22 protein-coding genes are annotated in these 21316 nt (G+C 37.7%); 15 read left to right on the top strand and 7 right to left on the bottom strand.

The window, feature by feature from the left end:
* The first annotated feature begins 541 nt into the window (after window positions 1–541).
* Together B7C41_RS19810 and trmA are read left to right on the top strand one after the other, a co-directional pair.
* Window positions 542–985 (top strand): RNA recognition motif domain-containing protein, encoded by a 444-nt coding sequence (locus B7C41_RS19810; RefSeq protein WP_085300709.1) that lies wholly within the window; start codon window positions 542–544, stop codon window positions 983–985.
* A gap of 250 nt (window positions 986–1235) precedes the next feature.
* A complete protein-coding gene (gene trmA, locus B7C41_RS19805) occupies window positions 1236–2330 on the top strand; it encodes a tRNA (uridine(54)-C5)-methyltransferase TrmA (protein WP_085300708.1) in 1095 nt (364 codons plus the stop codon).
* On the opposite strand, the gene fabR is transcribed toward trmA, so the two are convergent.
* A complete protein-coding gene (fabR, locus tag B7C41_RS19800) occupies window positions 2311–2964 on the bottom strand; it encodes an HTH-type transcriptional repressor FabR (protein ID WP_085300707.1) in 654 nt (217 codons plus the stop codon). The two genes, trmA and fabR, sit on opposite strands and share 20 nt — an antisense overlap.
* Before the next feature lie 269 nt (window positions 2965–3233).
* Between fabR and B7C41_RS19795 the strand changes: the two genes are divergently transcribed.
* The 3 genes from B7C41_RS19795 to B7C41_RS19785 all read left to right on the top strand — a co-directional run bounded on the left by B7C41_RS19795 (window position 3234) and on the right by B7C41_RS19785 (window position 6456).
* Window positions 3234–4352, top strand: a complete 1119-nt coding sequence (locus tag B7C41_RS19795; RefSeq protein WP_085300706.1) for a fatty acid desaturase — start codon at window positions 3234–3236, stop codon at window positions 4350–4352.
* A gap of 69 nt (window positions 4353–4421) precedes the next feature.
* A complete protein-coding gene (sthA, locus tag B7C41_RS19790) occupies window positions 4422–5858 on the top strand; it encodes a Si-specific NAD(P)(+) transhydrogenase (protein ID WP_085300705.1) in 1437 nt (478 codons plus the stop codon).
* A 106-nt stretch (window positions 5859–5964) separates the two neighbouring features.
* A complete protein-coding gene (locus B7C41_RS19785; RefSeq protein ID WP_143764509.1) occupies window positions 5965–6456 on the top strand; it encodes a SixA phosphatase family protein in 492 nt (163 codons plus the stop codon).
* Between the two features lie 6 nt (window positions 6457–6462).
* Here B7C41_RS19785 and B7C41_RS19780 read toward each other — a convergent pair whose 3' ends face one another.
* Together B7C41_RS19780 and hemE are read right to left on the bottom strand one after the other, a co-directional pair.
* Window positions 6463–6933, bottom strand: a complete 471-nt coding sequence (locus tag B7C41_RS19780; protein ID WP_143764506.1) for a hypothetical protein — start codon at window positions 6931–6933, stop codon at window positions 6463–6465.
* A gap of 232 nt (window positions 6934–7165) precedes the next feature.
* Window positions 7166–8233 carry a uroporphyrinogen decarboxylase gene (hemE, locus tag B7C41_RS19775; RefSeq protein WP_085300703.1) on the bottom strand — a complete coding sequence of 356 codons (1068 nt, stop codon included), beginning with the start codon at window positions 8231–8233 and terminating at the stop codon, window positions 7166–7168.
* A gap of 852 nt (window positions 8234–9085) precedes the next feature.
* Between hemE and B7C41_RS19770 the strand changes: the two genes are divergently transcribed.
* Together B7C41_RS19770 and B7C41_RS19765 are read left to right on the top strand one after the other, a co-directional pair.
* The gene (locus B7C41_RS19770) at window positions 9086–9919 is read left to right on the top strand and encodes a hypothetical protein (RefSeq protein WP_085300702.1); all 834 of its coding nucleotides are present in this window, start codon (window positions 9086–9088) and stop codon (window positions 9917–9919) included.
* A gap of 91 nt (window positions 9920–10010) precedes the next feature.
* Complete coding sequence (locus B7C41_RS19765; protein ID WP_085300701.1) at window positions 10011–11126, top strand: NAD(P)/FAD-dependent oxidoreductase; 1116 nt, start codon at window positions 10011–10013, stop codon at window positions 11124–11126.
* 84 nt (window positions 11127–11210) lie between these two features.
* Here B7C41_RS19765 and B7C41_RS19760 read toward each other — a convergent pair whose 3' ends face one another.
* Complete coding sequence (locus tag B7C41_RS19760) at window positions 11211–11969, bottom strand: FKBP-type peptidyl-prolyl cis-trans isomerase (RefSeq protein WP_085300700.1); 759 nt, start codon at window positions 11967–11969, stop codon at window positions 11211–11213.
* A gap of 131 nt (window positions 11970–12100) precedes the next feature.
* Between B7C41_RS19760 and B7C41_RS19755 the strand changes: the two genes are divergently transcribed.
* Together B7C41_RS19755 and B7C41_RS19750 are read left to right on the top strand one after the other, a co-directional pair.
* On the top strand, window positions 12101–13084 hold the full coding sequence (locus B7C41_RS19755) for a WD40 repeat domain-containing protein (protein WP_407919566.1): 984 nt from the start codon (window positions 12101–12103) through the stop codon (window positions 13082–13084).
* Entirely contained in the window at window positions 13084–13305 is a 222-nt protein-coding gene (locus B7C41_RS19750; RefSeq protein ID WP_235839797.1) for a SlyX family protein, read from the top strand. Before B7C41_RS19755 ends, B7C41_RS19750 begins: the two co-directional genes overlap by 1 nt.
* 87 nt (window positions 13306–13392) lie before the next feature.
* Here B7C41_RS19750 and B7C41_RS19745 read toward each other — a convergent pair whose 3' ends face one another.
* The gene (locus B7C41_RS19745) at window positions 13393–13587 is read right to left on the bottom strand and encodes a YheV family putative zinc ribbon protein (RefSeq protein ID WP_085300697.1); all 195 of its coding nucleotides are present in this window, start codon (window positions 13585–13587) and stop codon (window positions 13393–13395) included.
* Window positions 13588–13717: 130 nt separating this feature from the next.
* Here B7C41_RS19745 and B7C41_RS19740 point away from each other — a divergent pair, with 130 nt between their 5' ends.
* On the top strand, window positions 13718–15619 hold the full coding sequence (locus B7C41_RS19740; RefSeq protein WP_085300696.1) for an ATP-binding cassette domain-containing protein: 1902 nt from the start codon (window positions 13718–13720) through the stop codon (window positions 15617–15619).
* 71 nt (window positions 15620–15690) lie between these two features.
* Window positions 15691–16413: a tetratricopeptide repeat protein gene (locus B7C41_RS19735; RefSeq protein ID WP_085300695.1), complete on the top strand. Its 723-nt coding sequence runs from the start codon at window positions 15691–15693 to the stop codon at window positions 16411–16413.
* 77 nt (window positions 16414–16490) lie between these two features.
* On the opposite strand, the gene B7C41_RS19730 is transcribed toward B7C41_RS19735, so the two are convergent.
* Complete coding sequence (locus B7C41_RS19730; protein WP_085300694.1) at window positions 16491–17351, bottom strand: LytR/AlgR family response regulator transcription factor; 861 nt, start codon at window positions 17349–17351, stop codon at window positions 16491–16493.
* A 159-nt stretch (window positions 17352–17510) separates the two neighbouring features.
* Between B7C41_RS19730 and B7C41_RS19725 the strand changes: the two genes are divergently transcribed.
* The 4 genes from B7C41_RS19725 (at window position 17511) to B7C41_RS19710 (ending at window position 20436) form a co-directional block, all read left to right on the top strand.
* Entirely contained in the window at window positions 17511–18770 is a 1260-nt protein-coding gene (locus B7C41_RS19725; protein WP_158089168.1) for an acyltransferase family protein, read from the top strand.
* A 146-nt stretch (window positions 18771–18916) separates the two neighbouring features.
* Entirely contained in the window at window positions 18917–19048 is a 132-nt protein-coding gene (locus B7C41_RS19720; protein WP_085300712.1) for a DUF3149 domain-containing protein, read from the top strand.
* A gap of 183 nt (window positions 19049–19231) precedes the next feature.
* On the top strand, window positions 19232–20203 hold the full coding sequence (locus B7C41_RS19715) for a hydrolase (RefSeq protein WP_085300692.1): 972 nt from the start codon (window positions 19232–19234) through the stop codon (window positions 20201–20203).
* Complete coding sequence (locus tag B7C41_RS19710; protein WP_085300691.1) at window positions 20200–20436, top strand: YheU family protein; 237 nt, start codon at window positions 20200–20202, stop codon at window positions 20434–20436. The genes B7C41_RS19715 and B7C41_RS19710 overlap by 4 nt, the downstream gene beginning before the upstream one ends.
* Window positions 20437–20630: 194 nt before the next feature.
* On the opposite strand, the gene B7C41_RS19705 is transcribed toward B7C41_RS19710, so the two are convergent.
* Window positions 20631–21215: a YceI family protein gene (locus tag B7C41_RS19705; protein WP_085300690.1), complete on the bottom strand. Its 585-nt coding sequence runs from the start codon at window positions 21213–21215 to the stop codon at window positions 20631–20633.
* Between the last annotated feature and the right edge of the window lie 101 nt (window positions 21216–21316).

Below are 21316 nucleotides of genomic sequence, written 5' to 3'. Positions count from 1 at the left end.
ACATTTTATTTCGTTTTTTTGAACTTTCTTTTTAGAAGATTCAAAACCCTACTTTATAACGTTAAGTCAGCTACTTTGGCCTAAACCAGTGTAGTTAACTCTTTAAAACAAGCTTCTTGGGTTGCCCCGAAGAAGTGGAGCGCATTATGGCGATTTTTCAGAGCACGTCAACACTTAATTTCAATTAAATATCATAAAATGAATCGTTTGCTCTTTAATTATACAAGGCGCATTTTAAACATGCTATTTTTGAGTAATTATCCGCCCCACCGTCGATAGCAGCTTCAGCAGGAGTTGAGTAAACCAGTATAGATGCATTTCATTTATCACTAGTTATGCTTTTAAAAGTACTCATAAGATGAGAATAAAGAAAAGATTACGGCTAAAATTCACGCTTTAGATTCAACGTTAAAAGCGTTTAGGATATTTATCTATTAAATTGAATGAAATTTGCACTTATATAGTTGCACATTACTAAAAGGTGGGTAACATAGAATTGCAATTTAAGTTTTTTTTATAAAATAATAATTAGGTATCCATTATGAAATCTCCTCAAGCATTGACGCTGATTGTAGCGTTGGTATTTGCTATTGCCGTATACTTTTTAGCAGGCAGTGCATTTGAATTAAGTAATATAAGTGTTGCGGTAGTAGCGTTTGTTTGTGCATTTGTTGCCCCTCTTGTTGGCAAAGCTAACAGCGTTAGCCAAGAAGCGGAAGATAACGTTACAACATTGTATGTTGGCAACTTGCCCTATAGAGCAAATGAAGCGGCAGTTAGAGAGTTGTTTTCAGAATATGGCCAAGTTCAGTCTGTTAGATTAATGAAAGATAAACATACAGGGAAAAGACGTGGTTTCGGTTTTGTCGAAATATCTTCACCTGATGCTAGCAAAGCAATATCAGAATTAAATGATAGCGAATTTCAACAAAGAACACTAAAAGTTCGTGAAGCTAAAGAGCGTCCAGAAAAAAGTGCTGAATAGAAATATTTATCATACTTTATATAAAGCCCACTATTGTGGGCTTTATATAATAGCACTTATTTAAATCCATCGATTGCCAACGCTAAAAACCGCATTGTTAGCAGTTAACGAACATGCCTTCCCCTACGAACTATCTCTTAAGTGTAATTTATCCTAAAATATTGATACTAATTAGTAGACAAAAACTGAGCAATCGCTAAAATCGGCGCCTTTATATCATCATTCGCTTCACTATAAGCAAGGTAATTCAATGTTTAGCCATATTCACCCAGACAACTACCAGCAGCAGCTTGATGAAAAACAACAATCTATTGCGACAGATTTTGCTCAATTTGATTTACCGAAATTCGAAATATTTACTTCACCTACACTTAACTACCGTCAACGCGCGGAGTTTAGAGTATGGCATGAAGGTGATGATTTGTATTACATTATGTTTGATAGCAAGACCAAACAAAAATTTCGTGTTGATGATTTCCCGGTAGCAAGCACATTAATAAACCAGTTTATGTCTGCTTTACTTCTCGATATAAAAGATAGAGAAGTTTTACGCCAGCGTTTATTTCAAGTGGACTTTCTTTCGACGATCAGTGGCGAAGTATTAGTTAGCTTGCTTTATCATAAGCAATTGGATGATGAGTGGGTTGAACAAGCAGAGCAATTAAAGTTGCGCCTTAGTGCTATAGCCCCCGTTGATATTATTGGTCGAGCCCGCAAGCAAAAAGTTATACTTAATAAAGACTTTGTGATGGAAACATTAACGGTTGGCGATAAACAATTTCATTACCAACAGGTGGAAAATAGCTTCACTCAACCAAACGCTATCGTAAACGAAAAAATGTTGTTGTGGACACAACAAGCAACCAAAAACACAGGTGGCGATTTAATCGAGCTTTATTGTGGTAACGGTAACTTCGGTATGGCACTCGCAGAAAACTTTGATCGAGTGCTTGGTACTGAGATTTCAAAATCATCTGTAAAGTCTGCACAAGTAAATATCGCCGCTAACAAATTAAAAAATGTCGATATTGTTAGGATGGCAAGTGAGGATTTTAGTCAAGCGATGAATGGTGAGCGAGTTTTTCGTCGGTTAGAAGGATTCGATTTAACTAGCTATAAATATCAGACGGTACTTGTTGATCCGCCACGTGCAGGACTCGATCCTGATAGTGTCGAATTGATCAGCCGATTTGAGCGTATTATCTATATTTCTTGTAACCCTGAAACATTACGCAACAATCTGATCGAATTAGTAAAAACTCATAAAATTGAGCACTTTGCTTTATTCGATCAATTTCCATATACCCACCATATTGAAACGGGAGTTATTTTAACTCGCCTTTAACTTTTCTACGGGCCTCTATACGGACTTCACTACGTAAACCAAATTCAAATGCACCACGAGCAATAAATCTTAACTGCTTAATTGTTCGTAGTGCTAATTCTTCTAAATCTTTTTTATCGCAATCTAAAGCATCAGAGCCGGCACTAAACACGATGGTAACTGCGGCATTGGCTTGTAAATAGGCTACTTCAGCATCTAGTTTATTAGCTTGTTGCAAATAATCACATAACTCAAGCGTAAAATAGCGGATCTCTCTATTCACCGCAGCACGAAATGCAGCAGATGTTCCTGAACGCTCACGTAATAACAACCTAAAAATATTACCATTACTCTCTATAAATTCCATAAAGGTAAGTACAGATATTTGAATAACTGATCCTCCCTTTGCGATACGTTGCCTTGCCTGTCGCATCAATTGCCGCAAAGTTAAACCCGCTTCGTCGACAAGCGTTAACCCTAATTCATCCATATCACCAAAATGGCGATAAAATGATGTCGGTGCTAAGCCTGCTTCTTTTGCAACTTCTCGCAGACTCAAGCTAGAAAAGCTTCGCTCACTACTGAGTTGCCCCAGTGCCGCATCAATCAATTGTCGACGGGTTTTTTCTTTCTGCAGTGCTCGAATTCCGCTCATGACCATTAATACCTAATAATTATTTCAAACTATAGCCAAACAACTTGAAGATGCAGTTTCAAGTGGCTTGAGTACAAAGCTAGTTGGTATGATACTGAAAAGCGCTAATATTGCTAGCAAATTGACGTTAATCAACGACAAATGTCTCTAGTTTGAATTTTTTGTAAATTAACATTACCCAAACAAAACTTGACTCCGCGTTGAGTGAAGCTAAAATAGCGTACATCTGTACACTGAAAATTTGGTGTTTAACCCTAAATGGAAGACCGATGAACAAACCTCCTGTAATTTGGCTAAATGTTTTTGTATTTAGCATCACATTTTTATTCGCCGTGGTAGCAGTGCCTTACCGAGCTTTCACCCATGGCTTTGATGTAGCTGAAATTATCATGGCTATTATTTGCTTTATTTACTGCGGTATGTCAATCACTGCTGGTTATCATAGGTTATGGTCTCACAAAACTTATCAAGCACACTGGTCATTGCGTTTTATTTACGCATTAGGAGGGGCATTTGCACTTCAAAACAGTGCTTTGCATTGGTCTTCAGATCACCGCATTCATCACAAACATGTAGATAAGAATCATGTTGATCCTTATTCAGCAAAAATGGGGTTTTGGCATTCACATATTGGTTGGATGATTAGAGATTATCAGCCAGAGCGTTATAATAATTATGAAAATGTTCGTGATCTACAAAAAGATCCTATCGTGGTTTGGCAGCATAAATATTATTTACTACTCACCATTTTGATGAACTTCGGTGTACCACTATTATTTGGTATATGGCATGGTGATATTATTAGCAGCCTACTTTTAGTTGGTTTCTTAAGGCTAGTGTTAAGCCATCACACAACATTTTTTATTAATTCTTTAGCACATATTTGGGGCAAGCAAACTTACACCGAAAAAAACACCGCTCGTGACAATGGTTTTCTAGCTTTCTTCACCTTTGGTGAGGGTTACCATAACTTCCATCATATTTTTGAAAATGATTATCGCAACGGCATTCGCTGGTGGCAGTTTGATCCAACAAAATGGTTAATTAAAGGCTGTGAACATTTAAAGCTTACGTCTAAGTTGCGTGTGACACCTGAAGATAAAATTGAAAAAGCTCGTTTGTCGATGATATTACTGCGTAGCCAAGAAAAAATTGCTATGCACCCTGATGCAGAGCAACTTCTTGAGCGTTTACAACAAGAATACGACGAATTGATTAATAAGGTGAATGCTTTTTACGCAGCCCGTAAAGCCTTACTTGCCGGTAAACGTGATCAACTTATTGCAGATGTTGAAAGCTCAGAAGCAATGATACAATATCAAGAGATTAAGCAACTTTTAGCCGAACAAAGGCTCAGTTGGCAAAATATGGTAGAAAAACTAGCATAAAAACAGTTACCTTGGTTTTAATTCCTGCTAAAATTTTCTTATCATGGCAGGAATTAAAAAGGTTTATCATTGAGTACTCAAACAAAAAAAAAGACGACCAGTCAAGCCACTAAAAATTACGATTTCGATGCCATTATAATTGGCACTGGGCCTGGTGGTGAAGGCGCTGCAATGAATTTGGCAAAGCGCGATAAAAAAGTTGCTATTATTGAGCGCTATCATAGTGTAGGCGGTGGTTGTACTCACTGGGGCACTATTCCTTCAAAAGCATTACGACAATCGGTAAGTCGCCTAATTGAATATAATTCCAATCCCTTATTTAATGCTGGCCAGAACGCTAAACAGTTAACCTTTCAAGATATTCTCAGTCATGCATCAGCTGTCATTAGAAAACAAGTAAATTTACGTAGTGGTTTTTATAATCGAAATCAGGTCGAACATTTTCATGGTGAAGCCTCATTCATTGATACGAACACAATTCAGATATTACGTACTGATGGCTCTATTGATACGATTACAGCGAAGCAAATAGTTATTGCAACTGGTTCTAGACCATACCACCCTAATGATGTTGATTTTTCACATCCACGCGTATACGACTCAGACAGTATTTTATCACTTGAACACTCTCCAAGGCATATTATTATTTATGGTGCTGGTGTTATAGGTAGTGAATACGCTTCAATATTTAGAGGACTCGGTGTAAAAGTTGACTTAATCAATACCCGTGATCGCCTGTTATCATTTTTAGATGATGAAATGTCAGACTCCTTAAGCTATCACTTATGGAATAATGGCGTTGTTATTCGTCACGGAGAACAAGTTCAACGCGTTGAGGCAAGTGAGAATTCGGTCATTGTTCATTTAGAGTCAGGTAAAAAAATGCGTGCTGATTGTTTACTATTTGCTAATGGCAGAACAGGTAATACTGCTGATTTAAAGCTTGAAAATGCAGGGTTAAAAGCTGATGGTCGCGGGCAATTAAAAGTTAATGAAGCATACGAAACTGAAGTTGAAGGAATTTTTGCCGTTGGTGACGTTATCGGTTACCCAAGTTTAGCTAGTGCGGCATTTGATCAAGGGCGAATTTGTGCCAGTGCCATGCTTAATGGTAATGGTAAAGCTAAACTTACGGTTGATATCCCAACCGGTATCTATACCATTCCTGAAATCAGTTCTGTCGGTAAAACCGAGCAAGAGTTGACAGAAGCAAAAATTCCTTACGAAGTCGGCCGTGCGCAATTTAAACATTTAGCAAGAGCGCAAATTTCAAATAACTTAGTTGGTTCTTTGAAGATCCTATTCCATCGTGAGACTAAAGAGATTTTAGGCATTCACTGCTTTGGTGAAAATGCTGCTGAAATCATTCACATCGGTCAGGCGATTATGCAACAAACCAATGGCGGCAATACTATAGAGTACTTTGTTGAAACCACTTTTAACTACCCAACTATGGCAGAAGCCTTCCGTGTTGCCGCATTAAATGGTTTAAACCGGTTGTTTTAACTAAAATTGAGCAAAGTATGGCTTTATTCTGTCAAATTTTGCTCATTATTGGCTTCAGCTATCAACTACTTCAAACCTCTTGAATCATGCTGAACTAGAGAAAATTATGAAACATAGCTTACTACTCATTTTATTGTTAGAAGTATTTACAGCTCACGCAAGTGATGATTTTACTATTTACTTAACTCGTCACGCCGAAAAGCAAAGTGGATCAAAAGACCCAAAACTTACAGATTGTGGTGCGCAACGAGCGCAGCAATTGGCGAGTATATTAGAAAAAGTTAACATCGAAGGGGTTTATAGCACACAATACAACCGAACGATGGCAACGGCAGCACCAACAGCTCAACAGCAAGGCTTGGCTGTTGAGCATTATTCACCAACGAAGTTAGCTAAATTTTCAAAAAAAATATTAAAACAGAAAAAAAATGTTTTGATTGTGGGTCATAGCAATACTACACCACAATTATCAGCGTTATTAAGTGAATCAGATGTGGCAGGGATTACAGAAAAAGAATTTCGCAACTTATACCAGATACACATCAGTGATAGCGGTAGAACCTTGACCTTATTAACACAACCACTAACCTGCCATTAATGATTACTACATATCAGCATCATTAATTTTATTACCTGGTTTAATCAACTCAATTTCCGTAATAGTCAGAGGTGTGCCCCATTGTTGAATAGTCATAACATTTTTTACTCTACCTTTAAATCGGACGATAGCACCATTTTGAGCAAATTCCTTTGCCATATTCATTGGTAAAACTTTCTTACCTGAATCAGTAATAATGCCATAAAACCCGCCCTCTAAATTTAAAAACTGTACACGACCACGTTGCCAACTACTAAATTCATCTTTTATTTTATGTTCGGTCAATTTTTCAGCATTAATTGACGTAGCAGCAAGCTCTATTACTTCTTGTTTAGCGTTACTATCAGTAAGTTCTTTTTTCATTGCGCTATCAGCTATCGCTGCCTTTTCTGTTTCTTCATTAGTCGAGTTACTACCGCAAGCGCTGAGTAATAAGGTAATTGCTAATACCGATAAAAATTTATTATTTATTGTCATTAAATTATCCATAAAAAACCAGTTATACCTAAAGCATACCTTAATCCAAAAGTAATAACCAAATGCAATAGGATACATCTAGTATTGAAGTTAGCAGACAGCCACCTCTTTAGAGTTTAAGGGCGTTTCAGAAAAAAATCACAAAGTTTAACGCATAAAAAAGGAGCCTTCAGCTCCTTTTTATAAAATAACTCATCTGGTTACACATTGACTACCAAGCTAAAGTTACAATTTATTTATGAAATGGTTTACTTAAGCGATGCACTGATTCAATAAAATGCCCAGCATGCTCAGGGTTAACATCAGGGTGAATACCATGGCCTAAATTAAATACATGACCTGTTCCACCTTCACCAAAGCCGGTTAATATTTTAGAAACTTCTTGTTCAATACGTGGCATTGGTGCATATAGCATCGATGGGTCCATATTACCTTGTAACGCTACTTTATCACCAACGCGGGCCTTAGCGTTTTCAATATCAATTGTCCAATCAAGACCAACAGCATCACAACCCGTCGCCGCAATATCCTCCAACCACATACCGCCATTTTTGGTAAATAAGGTTACTGGAACCTGACGGCCGTCATTATGACGCGTTAATCCATCAACAATTTTAGCCATATATTGTAATGAGAATTCTTTATAATCTCGTGGAGAAAGTACACCACCCCAAGTATCAAATACCATCACAGACTGAGCGCCAGCAGCGATTTGTGCATTTAAGTATAAAATAACTGAATCAGCCAATTTATCAAGCAACAAGTGTAAGGTTTGCGGCTCAGAAAACATCATTTTTTTAATCTTAGTGAAACCTTTCGAACTACCACCTTCAATCATATAAGTAGCGAGTGTCCAAGGGCTGCCAGAAAAGCCAATTAATGGTACGTCACCATTAAGTTCTTTCTTTATAGTACGAACTGCATTCATCACATACTGCAATTCACCTTCTGGATCAGGAATGCCAATTTTATCTACGTCAGCTTTGCAAGTAATTGGACGTTGAAACTTAGGGCCTTCACCTGTTTCAAAATAAAGCCCTAAACCCATGGCATCAGGAATAGTTAAAATATCGCTGAATAGAATTGCAGCATCAAGCGGAAAACGACGTAAAGGTTGAATAGTTACTTCACATGCTAGGTCAGCATCGCGACAAACACTCATAAAATCGCCAGCGTCTTTACGCACGGCACGATACTCAGGCAAATAGCGACCAGCTTGACGCATCATCCATACAGGGGTGTAATCAACAGGTTGTCGCAATAATGCGCGCAAATAAGTATCATTTTTTAATTCAGTCATGAAAATTCTTCTCCGCTATAATATGGGCGCATTCTAGCACTTCAAAATTTATTGATCTATGTCCCAAATCAAATCTAGACCAGCTCTTCTACTCTAAAGCTATTTTTTAACTAAGTTTTGTGACAAAAGAGTAAGTGCGCGATGATAATTATTCACTTTATGCTAACACTCTCTCCTTATTGATGAGATTAATCACACTGGTATTTACTCGACGAATCATCGTCAAAAGCATAATAATAAATTTATTTAAAAAAATAATTAAATTATTTTTTTAAATAAATTTATTATTTGTGTCAGCTTATTTTACAATTTTTTTCTTATATTTCATTGCCTTCCATCAACCTTACAATCTCTAAAGTGGAGCACAGAAAATCTTTTTCTTATTTAATATTTTCCTTTAGACATTGATAGATAACATTTTTTTTACAACTTATAAAACCTATAGCCATTGAGTAGGCCTTTGCCCATTCAAATTTCAAGACATTCTCTGAGCCAAAAGCACTTTTTTTAGATTCTCACCACTGTCATTAATACCTTATATACGAATAAATTCGTGGAATATATGCTCTATTAAAGTTGTTGCACCATGAAAAAGCCTTTGCTATAAATTGTCCCGCGCTACAGAAAAACAATAATAAAAATAAAGAAACAAACAAAAAGAAGCTAGTTAAACTAGACCATACAGCGAGCATTTCAAGCCTTACTTCGGTAAGGCTTTTTTATTGCCAAAATTTTATTAGCACTATTAAATTCATGGCAGAGTATATCGTTTGAAAATCAAGCTATTCACCGTTCTGTTGGTAAAGAACATTAATAGCTAAAACAAAAATAACTGAAACAAGTTGAGGGTTCATGTCTATCGAGCAAACATTAAATCGCTTTAGTAAAATTGCCGTCATTTTATGGTTAGTCGCCGCGGTTCAAAGTTTATTAGCCGTTTTCGGTATTTTCGGTGTTATGCAAACTAACCAAGAACGTATTATATTTGGTATCGTCGAACTCATGACTATGCTGTTAGTCATCATCAATGCAATCGCTATCATGCGTTATGTTGCTCAACAACAAAGTTCATTAGCATTTTTGCTAAGCCGGCTGTGCTTATACTCTCTAATACTTTGTTTTTTCGGCGACATTGTTAATCGAAATTTTATCCAACAGTTCTATGAGTATGATGACGTAATAAAGCACAGCTACTTAGCAGCTTCAGTTATATTCTTTTTTCCTGGCTACCTTATTATTGCGGCTGCCATTAGTTACTTAGCCACGCTCAAAGGCCTTTCAAAAGGCTTTATGATTACTAGCGCGTTAATAACTACGACTATCGCGCTGTATACCTATAACGATATGCATATTACTGGTAGCAGTTCCCTACTAACCATTATTACGGCATCTTACTCTGTGTTGGTCAGTATATTGGCCGTATCGGCAATATGGTTGCTTAAAGCACTATCATGGCGTCAAGTTCCTATTCGTATTTGGTTAGCAGCACTAGGGCTTATTCTCGCGATGGTTGCTGACGCTATAATTGGCCAGTTTTGGATTTTTGGCAATCACGGGCAAGGCTATTTTCCAATTGTTAGCCACATTAATTGGATTATTTATCTAGGTTCACAAGTGTTAATTCAGCAACTTCCATTGGGTATTTTACAATTAAAAATAGCGCAACAGCCTGTTGAGGCAACATAAAACCAAACAGGTGAACCTAATGAGCAATTTGTGGCATGTATGTTTATGGTATATATAGTTAATATCAAACGTTTTATTAGGGACAGTGAGTATGGACAATGTTGATGTATTAATCATTGGCGCAGGGGTGGTTGGTTTAGCAATAGCGGCTCGATTAAGCCAACAATATTCAAATGTTCTATTGGTAGATAAAAACTCAACTTTTGGTGAAGAAACCAGTAGCCGCAATAGCGAAGTGATCCACGCAGGAATTTACTACCCGCAAAACAGCTTAAAAGCCAAGCTCTGCGTACGTGGTAAACAATTACTTTATCAATATTGCCAGCAACGTCACATCCCTCATAAAAAAGTTGGCAAATTATTAGTTGCACATGGCAAGCAAGAAGAAAACTATTTAGCTGAAACTTTAAAACAAGCAAAGTTGAACGGTGTTGACGATCTGGTCTGGCAAAGCAAAGAACAACTACAAGAATCTACCCCCGCGTTAGCGGCAACTGCAGCATTACTTTCACCGTCAACAGGCATTATTGATGTTCACAGTTATATGCAGAGTTTACTTGCGGATACCGAACACAACGGCGCGCTATTTGTTGCTCAAACTCGTTTCGTCTCGGCAACAGCGAATAAGTCGGGGTTAGCAGTTGTGTTAGATAGCCAAGGTGAAACCAGCAAACTGCAATGCCAGCATGTTATTAATTGCGCCGGCTTATATGCCACAGAAGTTGCTACAGCTATTAACGATATGCCAGTATCAGAAATACCTCAATTACATTACTGTCGCGGGCATTATTTTAGTTATCAGGGAAAAAGTCCTTTTAATCAGCTTATTTATCCTATACCTGAAGCAAATGGTTTAGGTATTCATGCATCTTTAAATACCGCTGGGCAATTAAAGTTTGGTCCCAACACTCAATACATTGAAGATATTGATTACCAAGTAGCAGAAACATTAAAAAGAGAATTTGTTACAGCAATTAGTAAGTATTTTCCTGATATAGATAGCAATAAGCTAACTCCTGACTACGCAGGTATTCGACCTAAATTACAAGCTCCTAACGAAGGCTTTAAAGATTTCTGTATTCAAACAGCAAAGCAACACTCAGTACAAGGGCTTATCAACTTATTTGGTATAGATTCCCCTGGACTAACCTCTAGCTTGGCCATTGCTGAGTATGTTGAGCATTTGATGACTAGCGAAAGTACATAATCAAGAATTATAAAAACAAAAAAGCCAACGATAAAGTTGGCTTTAAAAATTTATATACCGATAAACGTATTATAGAATCAGGCCTTACTTGTCACCGACTTGAGCTGCCGCTTCGTGCTTTTGAATTTCAAGTAATTCAATTTCAAATTGAAGTACTGAATTACCTGGAATACTTGGTGGATTGCCGTTTGGTCCGTAGGCTAAATCTGAAGGAATGGTAAATTTAAATTTAGCGCCAACTGACATTAACTGCACACCTTCAGTCCAACCCGCAATAACACGGTTAAGTGGAAATACTGCTGGCTGACCACGGTCATATGAACTATCAAATGTTTCACCGTTTAAGAACGTGCCTTTATAGTGAACTTTTACAGTGTCTGTCGCTGCAGGTTTATCACCTTCAGCGGCAGTTAATACAGAGTATTGGATACCTGAATCAGTCACTTTAACGCCATCTTGCTTGGCATTTTCGTCTAAGAACTTCTGACCTTCAGCTAAGCTAGCTTCTGCACTTACTAATGCTTGCTCTTGTTGCTTCGCCTTCATCGCTTGATCTAAATTCATCAATAGCGCTTGAATATCTTCTTTCTCAATTTGTGACTTGCCATCCATACTATCAGTGAAACCACGGATAATAAGTGACTTATCTAACGTTAAGTCCATTTTATTGTGTTCTTCTAAATTACGTTCCATGTACATACCAATTGATGCACCTAAACCGTAGGCTTGTTTTTGTATCTCAGTATCAAGCACAACTGCTTTTTCTTCTTGTTTTGTTGGTTCTTGACAACCCATTACAGACAATAAAGCAATGGCGACTACAGTCGGTTTAAAAAATCTCATTTACATCTCCGTTATACTACTCAGGCGGAAATTCCCGCTAAGTCATTAAATATGTGTGAATTGTGAAACAATGCGGCTTATACTAACGATAAATGAGACAAGAAAAAAGTATTAATATTTTGCTGAAATTTATCTTCACTATTCGAACGCTCAAAACATTGTTTTTACTAACATTACTATCCGCATGCCAACCTAGCGAGCAAGTCCCAGAGCAACAATGGCGACATGCGATTGAAGGTGCTTATGCCGCAAACATTTCAAATGATGGCAAATACAGTGTTGTATCTTCGATTCACCATGGTGTGAGCCTTTGGGATCTTGACAAAAATGCCTTGAAATACAGCTGGTCACAACAACAAAACAGTACAGACAATTTAGTACTACTTGCTGATATTGCCGATAATAATAGCCATGCCCTGATTGCCAATCGAAATGACTTTTCTTTGTGGAATATAGACAATGGTAAGTCGGAAGGCTTTTGGTCGATCAGTGAATCAAACATTCGCGACATTGCCGTTGCTAATAATGGCAATTATTTATTAGTCGGTCAAAGTAACGGCAAGGTTGTTCATATTACGCCTGACAATGGTCGAAGATTAGAGTTTCTCGGTCACCAAGAAAAAATTAATGCTGTAGATATAATGCCTAATGGCAGAGTCGCTATTTCCGGCTCTAATGATTTTGTAGCCTACGTTTGGGATACTCAATCAGGACAAGTCATTTATCGTTTCAATCACCCTAGTCGAGTTACTATGGTAGCGCTAGATCCTAAAGGTAGATATGCCTTTACTGCTGATAGTAAAAAGTCAGCAAATATTTGGAATTTAAAAACCGGTAAACTAGTCTCTCAACTTAAGTATTTTAATCGCCAAGAAGTCTTTAGTACCGTACGGTTTTCACCTGACGGTACTACATTACTGACTGGTGCTCCTTCACGTAAAGTCAGTATTTGGGCGATTTCTACAGGTGAGCGCTTAACAAGTTGGCGGGTAACACCGCGTGAAGATATTCGTCCTGCAGGAGCGGTTGTGTATAGTGCTGCTTTTAGGGATAATGAGCGCGTAATCACCGAAAGCTCTTCAGGATACGCCGAATTATGGCAGGTAAATAAATAGTGAAATCAGTTAGTGAGATAGAACAAGCGATAGAGTCGCTTGAAACCCGTAATGCCTTTCAAGATGATGTTATTGAACAGCTCAACCATGAACTGTCGGTTCACCAAAGCGAAATAGCAGAGCTTAAGCAGCAACTTAATGTCATTGCTAACCGACTTAAAGAAAATGCGGCTTCGCCACAAGGTAAAGAAGAAATAGAACCGCCACCGCCACATTATTAGCACTATACCCAAGCCACTTGGACGATTAGCGCATGACGAAATTAAGCTAAACAAAAAAACTTTTGTTTAGCTTAAAGTAATTGTTGCTTATTCTTGCTTAAAAATACCAATAACTTGTTCATTTGGTCTCACTTCCTGCGCTACATGTTCTTGGGTTTGCGACATTTGCTCGCCACAATTTACACAAGTTACCGTCTCAACATCATTTTCTTTCGTTAAAGCCATAGTATCCATTGCCTTACATTTTGGGCAAGTTGCACCGGCTATAAATCTTTTTTTCACTTTTTACTCAGTTTTCAGTTAATTTTCAGATAAGAAGGGCAAGATAACTGCCTACAACTCTTATTTTACCTTGAACAACCCCCCAAGGAAAAGCGACAATAGCGCCTTGCATTAAAAAGAGTAGCGATAAATGATCACAGCCACAGATTTAAGTTTAGCCCGAGGCGCAAAATACCTCATAAAATCATCAAGTTTTACCATACATCCAAATCATAAGGTTGGACTTGTCGGGGCAAATGGTTGTGGAAAATCATCTTTATTCGCCAGCTTACTTGGTACCTTACCGCCTGACTTAGGTAACCTTACCATGCCAGCAAGCTGGAAAATTGCCACTGTTAAGCAAGAAACGCCGGCATTAGACCAATCTGCGTTAGATTATGTTATTGATGGCGATATAGAATACCGCCAGCTAGAAGCAAAACTTGAACAAGCTCGTACCGATGATAACGGCACACTCGAAGCAACTATTATCAATCAAATAGATGTTATCAACGGCTATAGCTTACCTGCTCGTGCTGCTGAGTTATTACACGGATTGGGCTTTTTACAAGAGCAATTATCAAACCCAGTTAAATCATTCTCTGGTGGTTGGCGTATGCGTTTAAACTTAGCGCAAGCTTTGATTAGTCGTGCCGATTTATTACTACTTGATGAACCGACAAACCATTTAGACTTAGACGCTGTAATTTGGCTACAACGCTGGTTAAAACGCTTCACAGGTACTTTGGTTTTGATATCACATGATCGTGACTTTCTAGATGATGTCATTGGGCAAATTTTACATATCGAACAACAAGGCGCGAAGTTATACTCGGGTAATTACTCCGCCTTTGAACGTCAGCGTGCCGAACATTTAGCGCAGCAAGACGCTCAGTTTCAAAAGCAACAAAAAGAAGTGGCGCACTTAACCTCTTTTGTTGATCGCTTCCGCGCTAAGGCGAGTAAAGCGAAACAAGCACAAAGTCGTTTAAAGCGTTTACAAAAGTTGCCCGACTTAGCGCCTGCGCATGTTGATAGCCAATTTACTTTCAGTTTTGAACAACCAGAAACCTTGCCGTACCCATTATTGTCACTGACTGAAAGCCAATGTGGCTATAGCGATGAAGCCATTATCCTAGAAAATGTAGAGATGACGTTAGTACCTGGTAGCCGCATCGGCTTACTCGGCCGAAATGGTGCTGGTAAATCAACTTTAATAAAGTCTCTCGCGGGAGATTTAACACTGCTGCAAGGTCAACGCTATTGCGCGCAAGAGCTTAAAGTGGGTTACTTTTCTCAACATCAACTAGAGCAACTTCATTTGCCTAGTAGCGCCATTGAACACATTACACGTGCAAAGCCCGACTTAACAGAACTACAAGCAAGAAGTTTTTTAGGTCGTTTTGGTTTTAGTGGTGACCAAGCATTAGACAAAGTGGGCACGATGTCTGGTGGTGAAAAAGCGCGCTTAGTATTAGCACTTATTGTGTTAGAAAAACCGCAACTGTTACTACTAGATGAGCCAACCAACCACCTTGATTTAGAAATGCGCCAAGCATTAGTATTAGCGTTACAAGACTTTGATGGAGCAATTATTCTTATTGCCCACGACCGTTACTTATTAGAGTCGTGTGTTGATGAGTTTTACTTAGTGGCTAACGGCCGTGTGACTGACTTTGATGGCGACATTGATGACTACCAACAATGGTTAAATGACGATAAAAAACAAACCGTAAAAGCAAACAAAATCATTAGTGAGCCGCAAGTTGATAAAAAGCAGCAACGTAAAGAACAAGCCGAATTACGTAAAAAATCTTCACCACTGCGCAAGCAAGCAGACAAGTTTGAAAAGTTAGTACAAAAAGGACAAAACGAGTTAAGTGAAGTTGAAGCTAGGTTGGCGGATAGCGAAATATACCAAGCTGAGCACAAAGCTGAGTTAACCACACTACTGAAGCAACAAGCTAAGTTAACTCAAGCAATCGAAGAACATGAAATGGAATGGCTCGATTTAGAAGAGCAAATAGAAGAGATAATGTCGCAAGCATTATAAATTTATTGCTACACTTAACTTAAGGTACTTTGTCGCTTTAATAACAGCGGTAACATATATAGGACATTAAAATGAAAAAATTAACCTTAGCAATATTGAGCATAGCCCTATTTGCCAGTCACTCAGCTGTTAGTGGCGACCTTGATCTTGGAATCTATGAATTAAATCGTGGTGAATTTAAAGCCGCGCTTGTTGAATTTGAGCCATTAGTAGCAGAAGAATACGCTCCAGCTCAATATCAAATGGGCATCATGTATTTAAATGGTTATGGTGTGATTAAGAATGCTAAAAAAGCACTTGAGCTGTTCAATTTAGCTGCGTCACAAAACTACTCTGAAGCTTTATTCGACCTATCTCTACTCTACAGCGAAGGTGAAGTGACCAAAAAAGATTTAAAAACCTCTTTTGCACTCATGGAAAAGGCCGCTAATAAAGACTTACCTCGTGCGCAATTTAATTTAGGTGTCATGCTTTACAATGGTGACGGCGTGACACGGAGTTATCTACAAGCATCACGTTGGTATCAAAAAGCCGCTGACCAAAACTATGCTTTGGCACAGTTTAATCTTGCGCTAATGTACTTTGAAGGAAAAGGCGTACCGAAAAGCACCGAGATGTCCTACATCTGGAATATTATCGCCGCAAAAAATGGCTACAAAATGGCAGAAAAAAGCCGTGGTATGGATGAAAACCAACTCACCATAGAGCAAATTAAAGTGGCTAGAGAAAAAGCCGATGCTATTCATCAAAAAATTATCAAGCAACGTGAGATGAAGCTAAGAAAGTATTCTTAAATTTATTATCAGCAAGTAACAAACAATAAGCCCGCGATTAATAGCGGGTTTATTGTTTTTAAAACCGTTAAATAAGATTATTGAACAAGCTGAGATTTAAAGCTATCTTTATAGCGCCGTGACAGGTTTAGCACTTTGCCGTTATTGAGCTTAACTTCACTATCACCACTACTTAATGGCGTTATAGATTCAACACAATTTAGGTTTATCGCATGTGAACGATGAATGCGACAAAAGCCTTTCGTGCTAATTTGTTCACTTAGTTGCGTCAACGTTGCCCTTGTTGGATAAATGCGTCCAGCGATATGTAAATTGACATAATTGCCCGATGATTCTAGCCACTCAACATCAGTAATTTTGATAATAAACTCTTTACCTAACTTTTTAACTAGCAGTCTATCAATGTCGTTGGCGACGCTTTGATTATTGTCTTCTCCCTGTTCAATAGGGTTAGCTTCGCCAGCAAGTCGGTTCAAAATAAATTCATAGGCTTTAATGATGCCAATAAAAAAGATAAAGGCCCATAAGTCTTTACGGTATTCATAAAATAGCTCATACCAAAGATCACCAAAATCGTAATTCCGCTGCACTAAAAAGTAACTTAATTTTCGAATAGCGACCATTATTCCGACATGTAATAGTGAAAAAATGATTGAGGCGAGAAAATATAGAAAAATAGAACGCTTTATCGATTGCCAACTAAAAGGTAAGCGTCGCAATAATACCACCATCAAGGGAAATAACAGCAATATACTAATCGCACTTGAGTATTCCCAAACGAAAGGCTCCCATAATGCAAATGGCAACTCTGATCCCTTACGTTTAGCTTCCATTATTACCGACGTTGCATGCAGAGAATTATTAATAAAAAAGTAGATAAAAAGCACCGCAGCTTCGTAGCGAAGTTTATACTTTTGAAAATGCTCTAGCCTACTCATAATATTTCATCTCAAAGTAATAATGTTTATCCCTGTATTTCACCACTTATCCCTATCTATTGTTTTTACAGCCTTTATGCCGTGAATCTATTCAGTGTAGCAGCGAAGATATCAACATCACAAGCCAACCAAACGTTAACACTTATGTCAAAAATGTTCATGACTACAATTGCAAAACTTTTTATTCCGAACCAAAAGCATATGCCTGAAAGAAGGTATGACCTTGACTGGTTAAGAGTTATTGCCTTTGGTTTATTAATTTTATTTCATTGCGGTATGTTTTACGTAGAGAACTGGGGCTGGCACGTAAAAAGCCAACATAGCTCACAATTTCTTGAAAATATTATGTTGATAGTAGAACCGTGGCGTATGGCACTACTTTGGCTTATTGCAGGTATTGCTATTCGTTTTATTATCGCCAAAGTTTCCGTTTGGCGCTTTATTAGTATGCGATCTTTGCGCATATTACTGCCCTTATTATTCGGCATACTGATTGTTGTGCCGCCGCAACTTTACGTTGAAATGACCAATAATGGCGATCTCAATATGAATTATTGGCAGTTCTTAAAAGTGTTTTTCAGCGATGGTAATGGTGTATTTGATAAATATCAGTCCGGTATCTGGCCTCATATTGATGTTAACCACCTTTGGTTTCTTCGCTCCTTATGGCAGTACTCACTGGTGATACTGTGTTTATTACCTTTACTCAATTCAACCAAAATAGAAAACTGCATTAACTGGTTATTCAAGCAATACGGTGTAATTGCCATTTTATTGACAACTTTACCGATATTTATCATTCAAATTAACTGGTCTATGGAGCAAGTACGCTACCCATTAGGTTTTACCTTTATGGTTTATGGCTACTTAATTGGCTGGCAAACAGACTTTTGGCAACGAATAAGCAACAATATAAGTTGGCTAATATGTAGCTTCGCCATTGCCTATATCAGCTTTATATTCTTTTATAATCAAGTTTGGTTAGTTGAACTGAGCGCTCCAGGCAGTCGTGAGTCATGGTTACTAATGCTTGGTATGTTTATTTACAGTCTATTGCGCATCTTAGGCGTGCTTGCACTGTTTGCTATTGCTCATAAAATGCTAAATAAAAAATCAAAACAGTTAAGCTACCTTAATGAAGCGGTTTACCCTTTTTATATCCTACATCAAAGCTTTATCGTAGTTATTGGCTATAACATTTCTAGATTAAGTCTAAGCGCGACGATAGAAGCTATATCATTGATATCAGCAACTATCATCTGTTGTTTTATCAGTTTTGAAATCATAAAGCGCATTAACATTTTACGACCATTTTTCGGTATACCAATGCAAGCTAACGACAGTTTAATTAACCAACGTTTTACTTATGCCGTAGCGGTAATTCTAGTATTACCGATTGGTTTTGAAATTATTCTATAATCGGGAAATACAAGCCCAACACAGGTATTCGACTTCAATGTAATAAAGTGAATATGACTGTGATCTAAATCAATAAGCGTTAATTACTTGTTATTTACAATATGCTCTATGCTATTTACTTAATTTTATATGTGTTGGAGCAAGTTATGAACATTATAGAAATGCTACTTAATGACCCTGTTGTACTTTATTCTTTCATTGGTTTAGCTATTCTTCTAGGGATAGGTGGCTTTTACATTTACTACTTCTTAAAGCAAATGAATGAAGATGAAAAATAATAAGCCATTGATGTAACTAATTACTATTTTAAAGATGAAAATTCAGCCGCAAGGTAGCCAATAAACCATTAGCTATAATACAGCATTAACTTATGACGATATTAGCAACAGCTTCTTATCCTGTGCATCAATGATGTTTTAACGTACAATAAGCCTTTGTATTCATCAGTATTTATTAGGTTTATGTTTAGCGAAAGTTCTTTTTCTCCGGCCTGGTGGCTAAAAAATGGGCATGTTCAAACCATGGCCGCAAAATTACTACGACGCCATCACATTTTAGAGACTAGTGATGAAACCTTAGAGCTACCTGATGGCGACTTTGTTGATTTAGCATGGACAGAAAAAGTAAGTCCAGCCTGTCAACGTCCAATAGTTGCGGTTTTACATGGTTTAGAAGGCTCTAAAAACAGCCATTACGCTAAAGGGATGCTATCAGCGATTAAAGCCAAAGGTTGGGTGGGTGTATTAATGCATTTTCGTGGATGTAGTGGCCGACCAAACCGTATGGCAAAGTCTTATCACAGTGGCCAAACTTGTGATGTCGATTTTTTCAGTCAACACCTTGCTAGTACCTATCCTCAAGCTAAAAAAGCTATTGTAGGGTTTTCGCTCGGTGGTAACGTACTTACCCGATACCTAGCAGAGCAAAAAGAAGAAATTTATCAGGCAGCAAGTGTAATTTGTGCACCATTAGATCTGTCAAGTTGCTGCGATAGAATCAATCAGGGCTTCTCTCGTATCTACCAAAAGTATCTTGTCGATATGCTCAAAGCCAGTACGATTGAGAAAATCAACATCAACTTGCTCCCTAATATTAATCAGAAAGACTTGCTCAATATTCGCTCTATTCGTGATTTTGATCAAATGATCACTGCGCCAATCAATGGTTTCGCCGATGCCAATGATTATTATCAACAAGCCAGTGGCCGAGATGTACTCAATAATATAGCAACCCCGTGCTTGATTATTCACGCCAGTGACGATCCTTTTTTATGCAATAAAAACACTACAGCTATTAAAACACTACCCGAACACATTAACTTTGAAATTAGTAAACGTGGAGGCCACGTTGGCTTCATTAATGGCAATAATCCTTTCAAGCCGCAATACTGGTTAGAAGCACGAGTACCTGAGTTTTTTGCGAGACACTTATGATTATCCCATTAGACACATTACCAAAAGAAACGTTAAGTGCCATTATTGAAAACTTTGTACTAAGAGAAGGCACTGAATACGGTAGTGAAGATGTTGCACTAAGCGATAAAATTCAGCAGGTTCAGCAACAATTAAAACAAGGTAGTGCATTACTGGTTTATTCTGAGCTACATGAGACCGTTAATATCATGCCGGCCGATCAATTCATTGAAGGTGTTGAAGAAGAAGTTTAAACATTGTTAAAAAAATCATCACTGCATGTATTTTGTTCTAAACATTATTTCAATGTTGGAAACTCTCAGGTGAATCACTATTCTTTCAGATCCATGTGAGCGTGGTATATCGTACTTCATATAAATAAAAAGGCACTTTTTAGTGCCTTTATGTTCATCTAGCATCATTAAGTTACTAGCGTTTTACACCACGTTTAATGTCTAAATGTTACCGAAAAGTTCACAGGCACTACGTAATCAATACTTGGTAAAGCCGCCAACTCTTTTAATTTATTAATGCCAGCAACAACACCATAAACATCAGCTTTAATAAAGAAAGGTTTTGTCGTACTTACTAATAATGTTTTAGTGTTAATTTTACTCACGTTAACTTCGATGGTGACCTCTTGATTTTGACCATGAAAGCTCAAGTTACCTGTTACAGTTTTCACATCACTTTTTCCAACTTTAAGGTTTGACAACAAGTCTTTATCAAGTTGAGTAGTAAACATTGCTGAAGTATATTCTGTAGTTTCAAAAACAAACGTTTTCATACGTTCATCTCGAATAGCAATATTGGTATCTACACTGGTTAAGTCGACCTTAATACTAACTTTACCGCTCTTATCGATACTTCCCTCAAGTGCAGAAAAATGATGATTTTCAGCCACGGTACCTTTTTTAACTGAAACAAAATTAAGTAGCGAATTTTTGTTATCAAGCTGCCAACCTGCGAAGCTAGGTAAACTGGTTAAAGCAAATGAAAGTATCGTTATTAAAGTTAATGTAGATTTGCGCATTAAGCACTCCGTAAATTAAGTTAAGAATAGCTGTTGATTAAACTTATTAGCTATTTCATCAAATTCTTAGTTAACTCAATTGTAAGGGTAATTTTGTGACA

This window comes from Cognaticolwellia mytili, assembly GCF_002104475.1.
Taxonomy (GTDB): Bacteria; Pseudomonadota; Gammaproteobacteria; order Enterobacterales; family Alteromonadaceae; genus Cognaticolwellia; species Cognaticolwellia mytili.
Note: the sequence above shows the minus strand (reverse complement) of the source record. Positions and strands in the feature narration are given on the sequence as shown.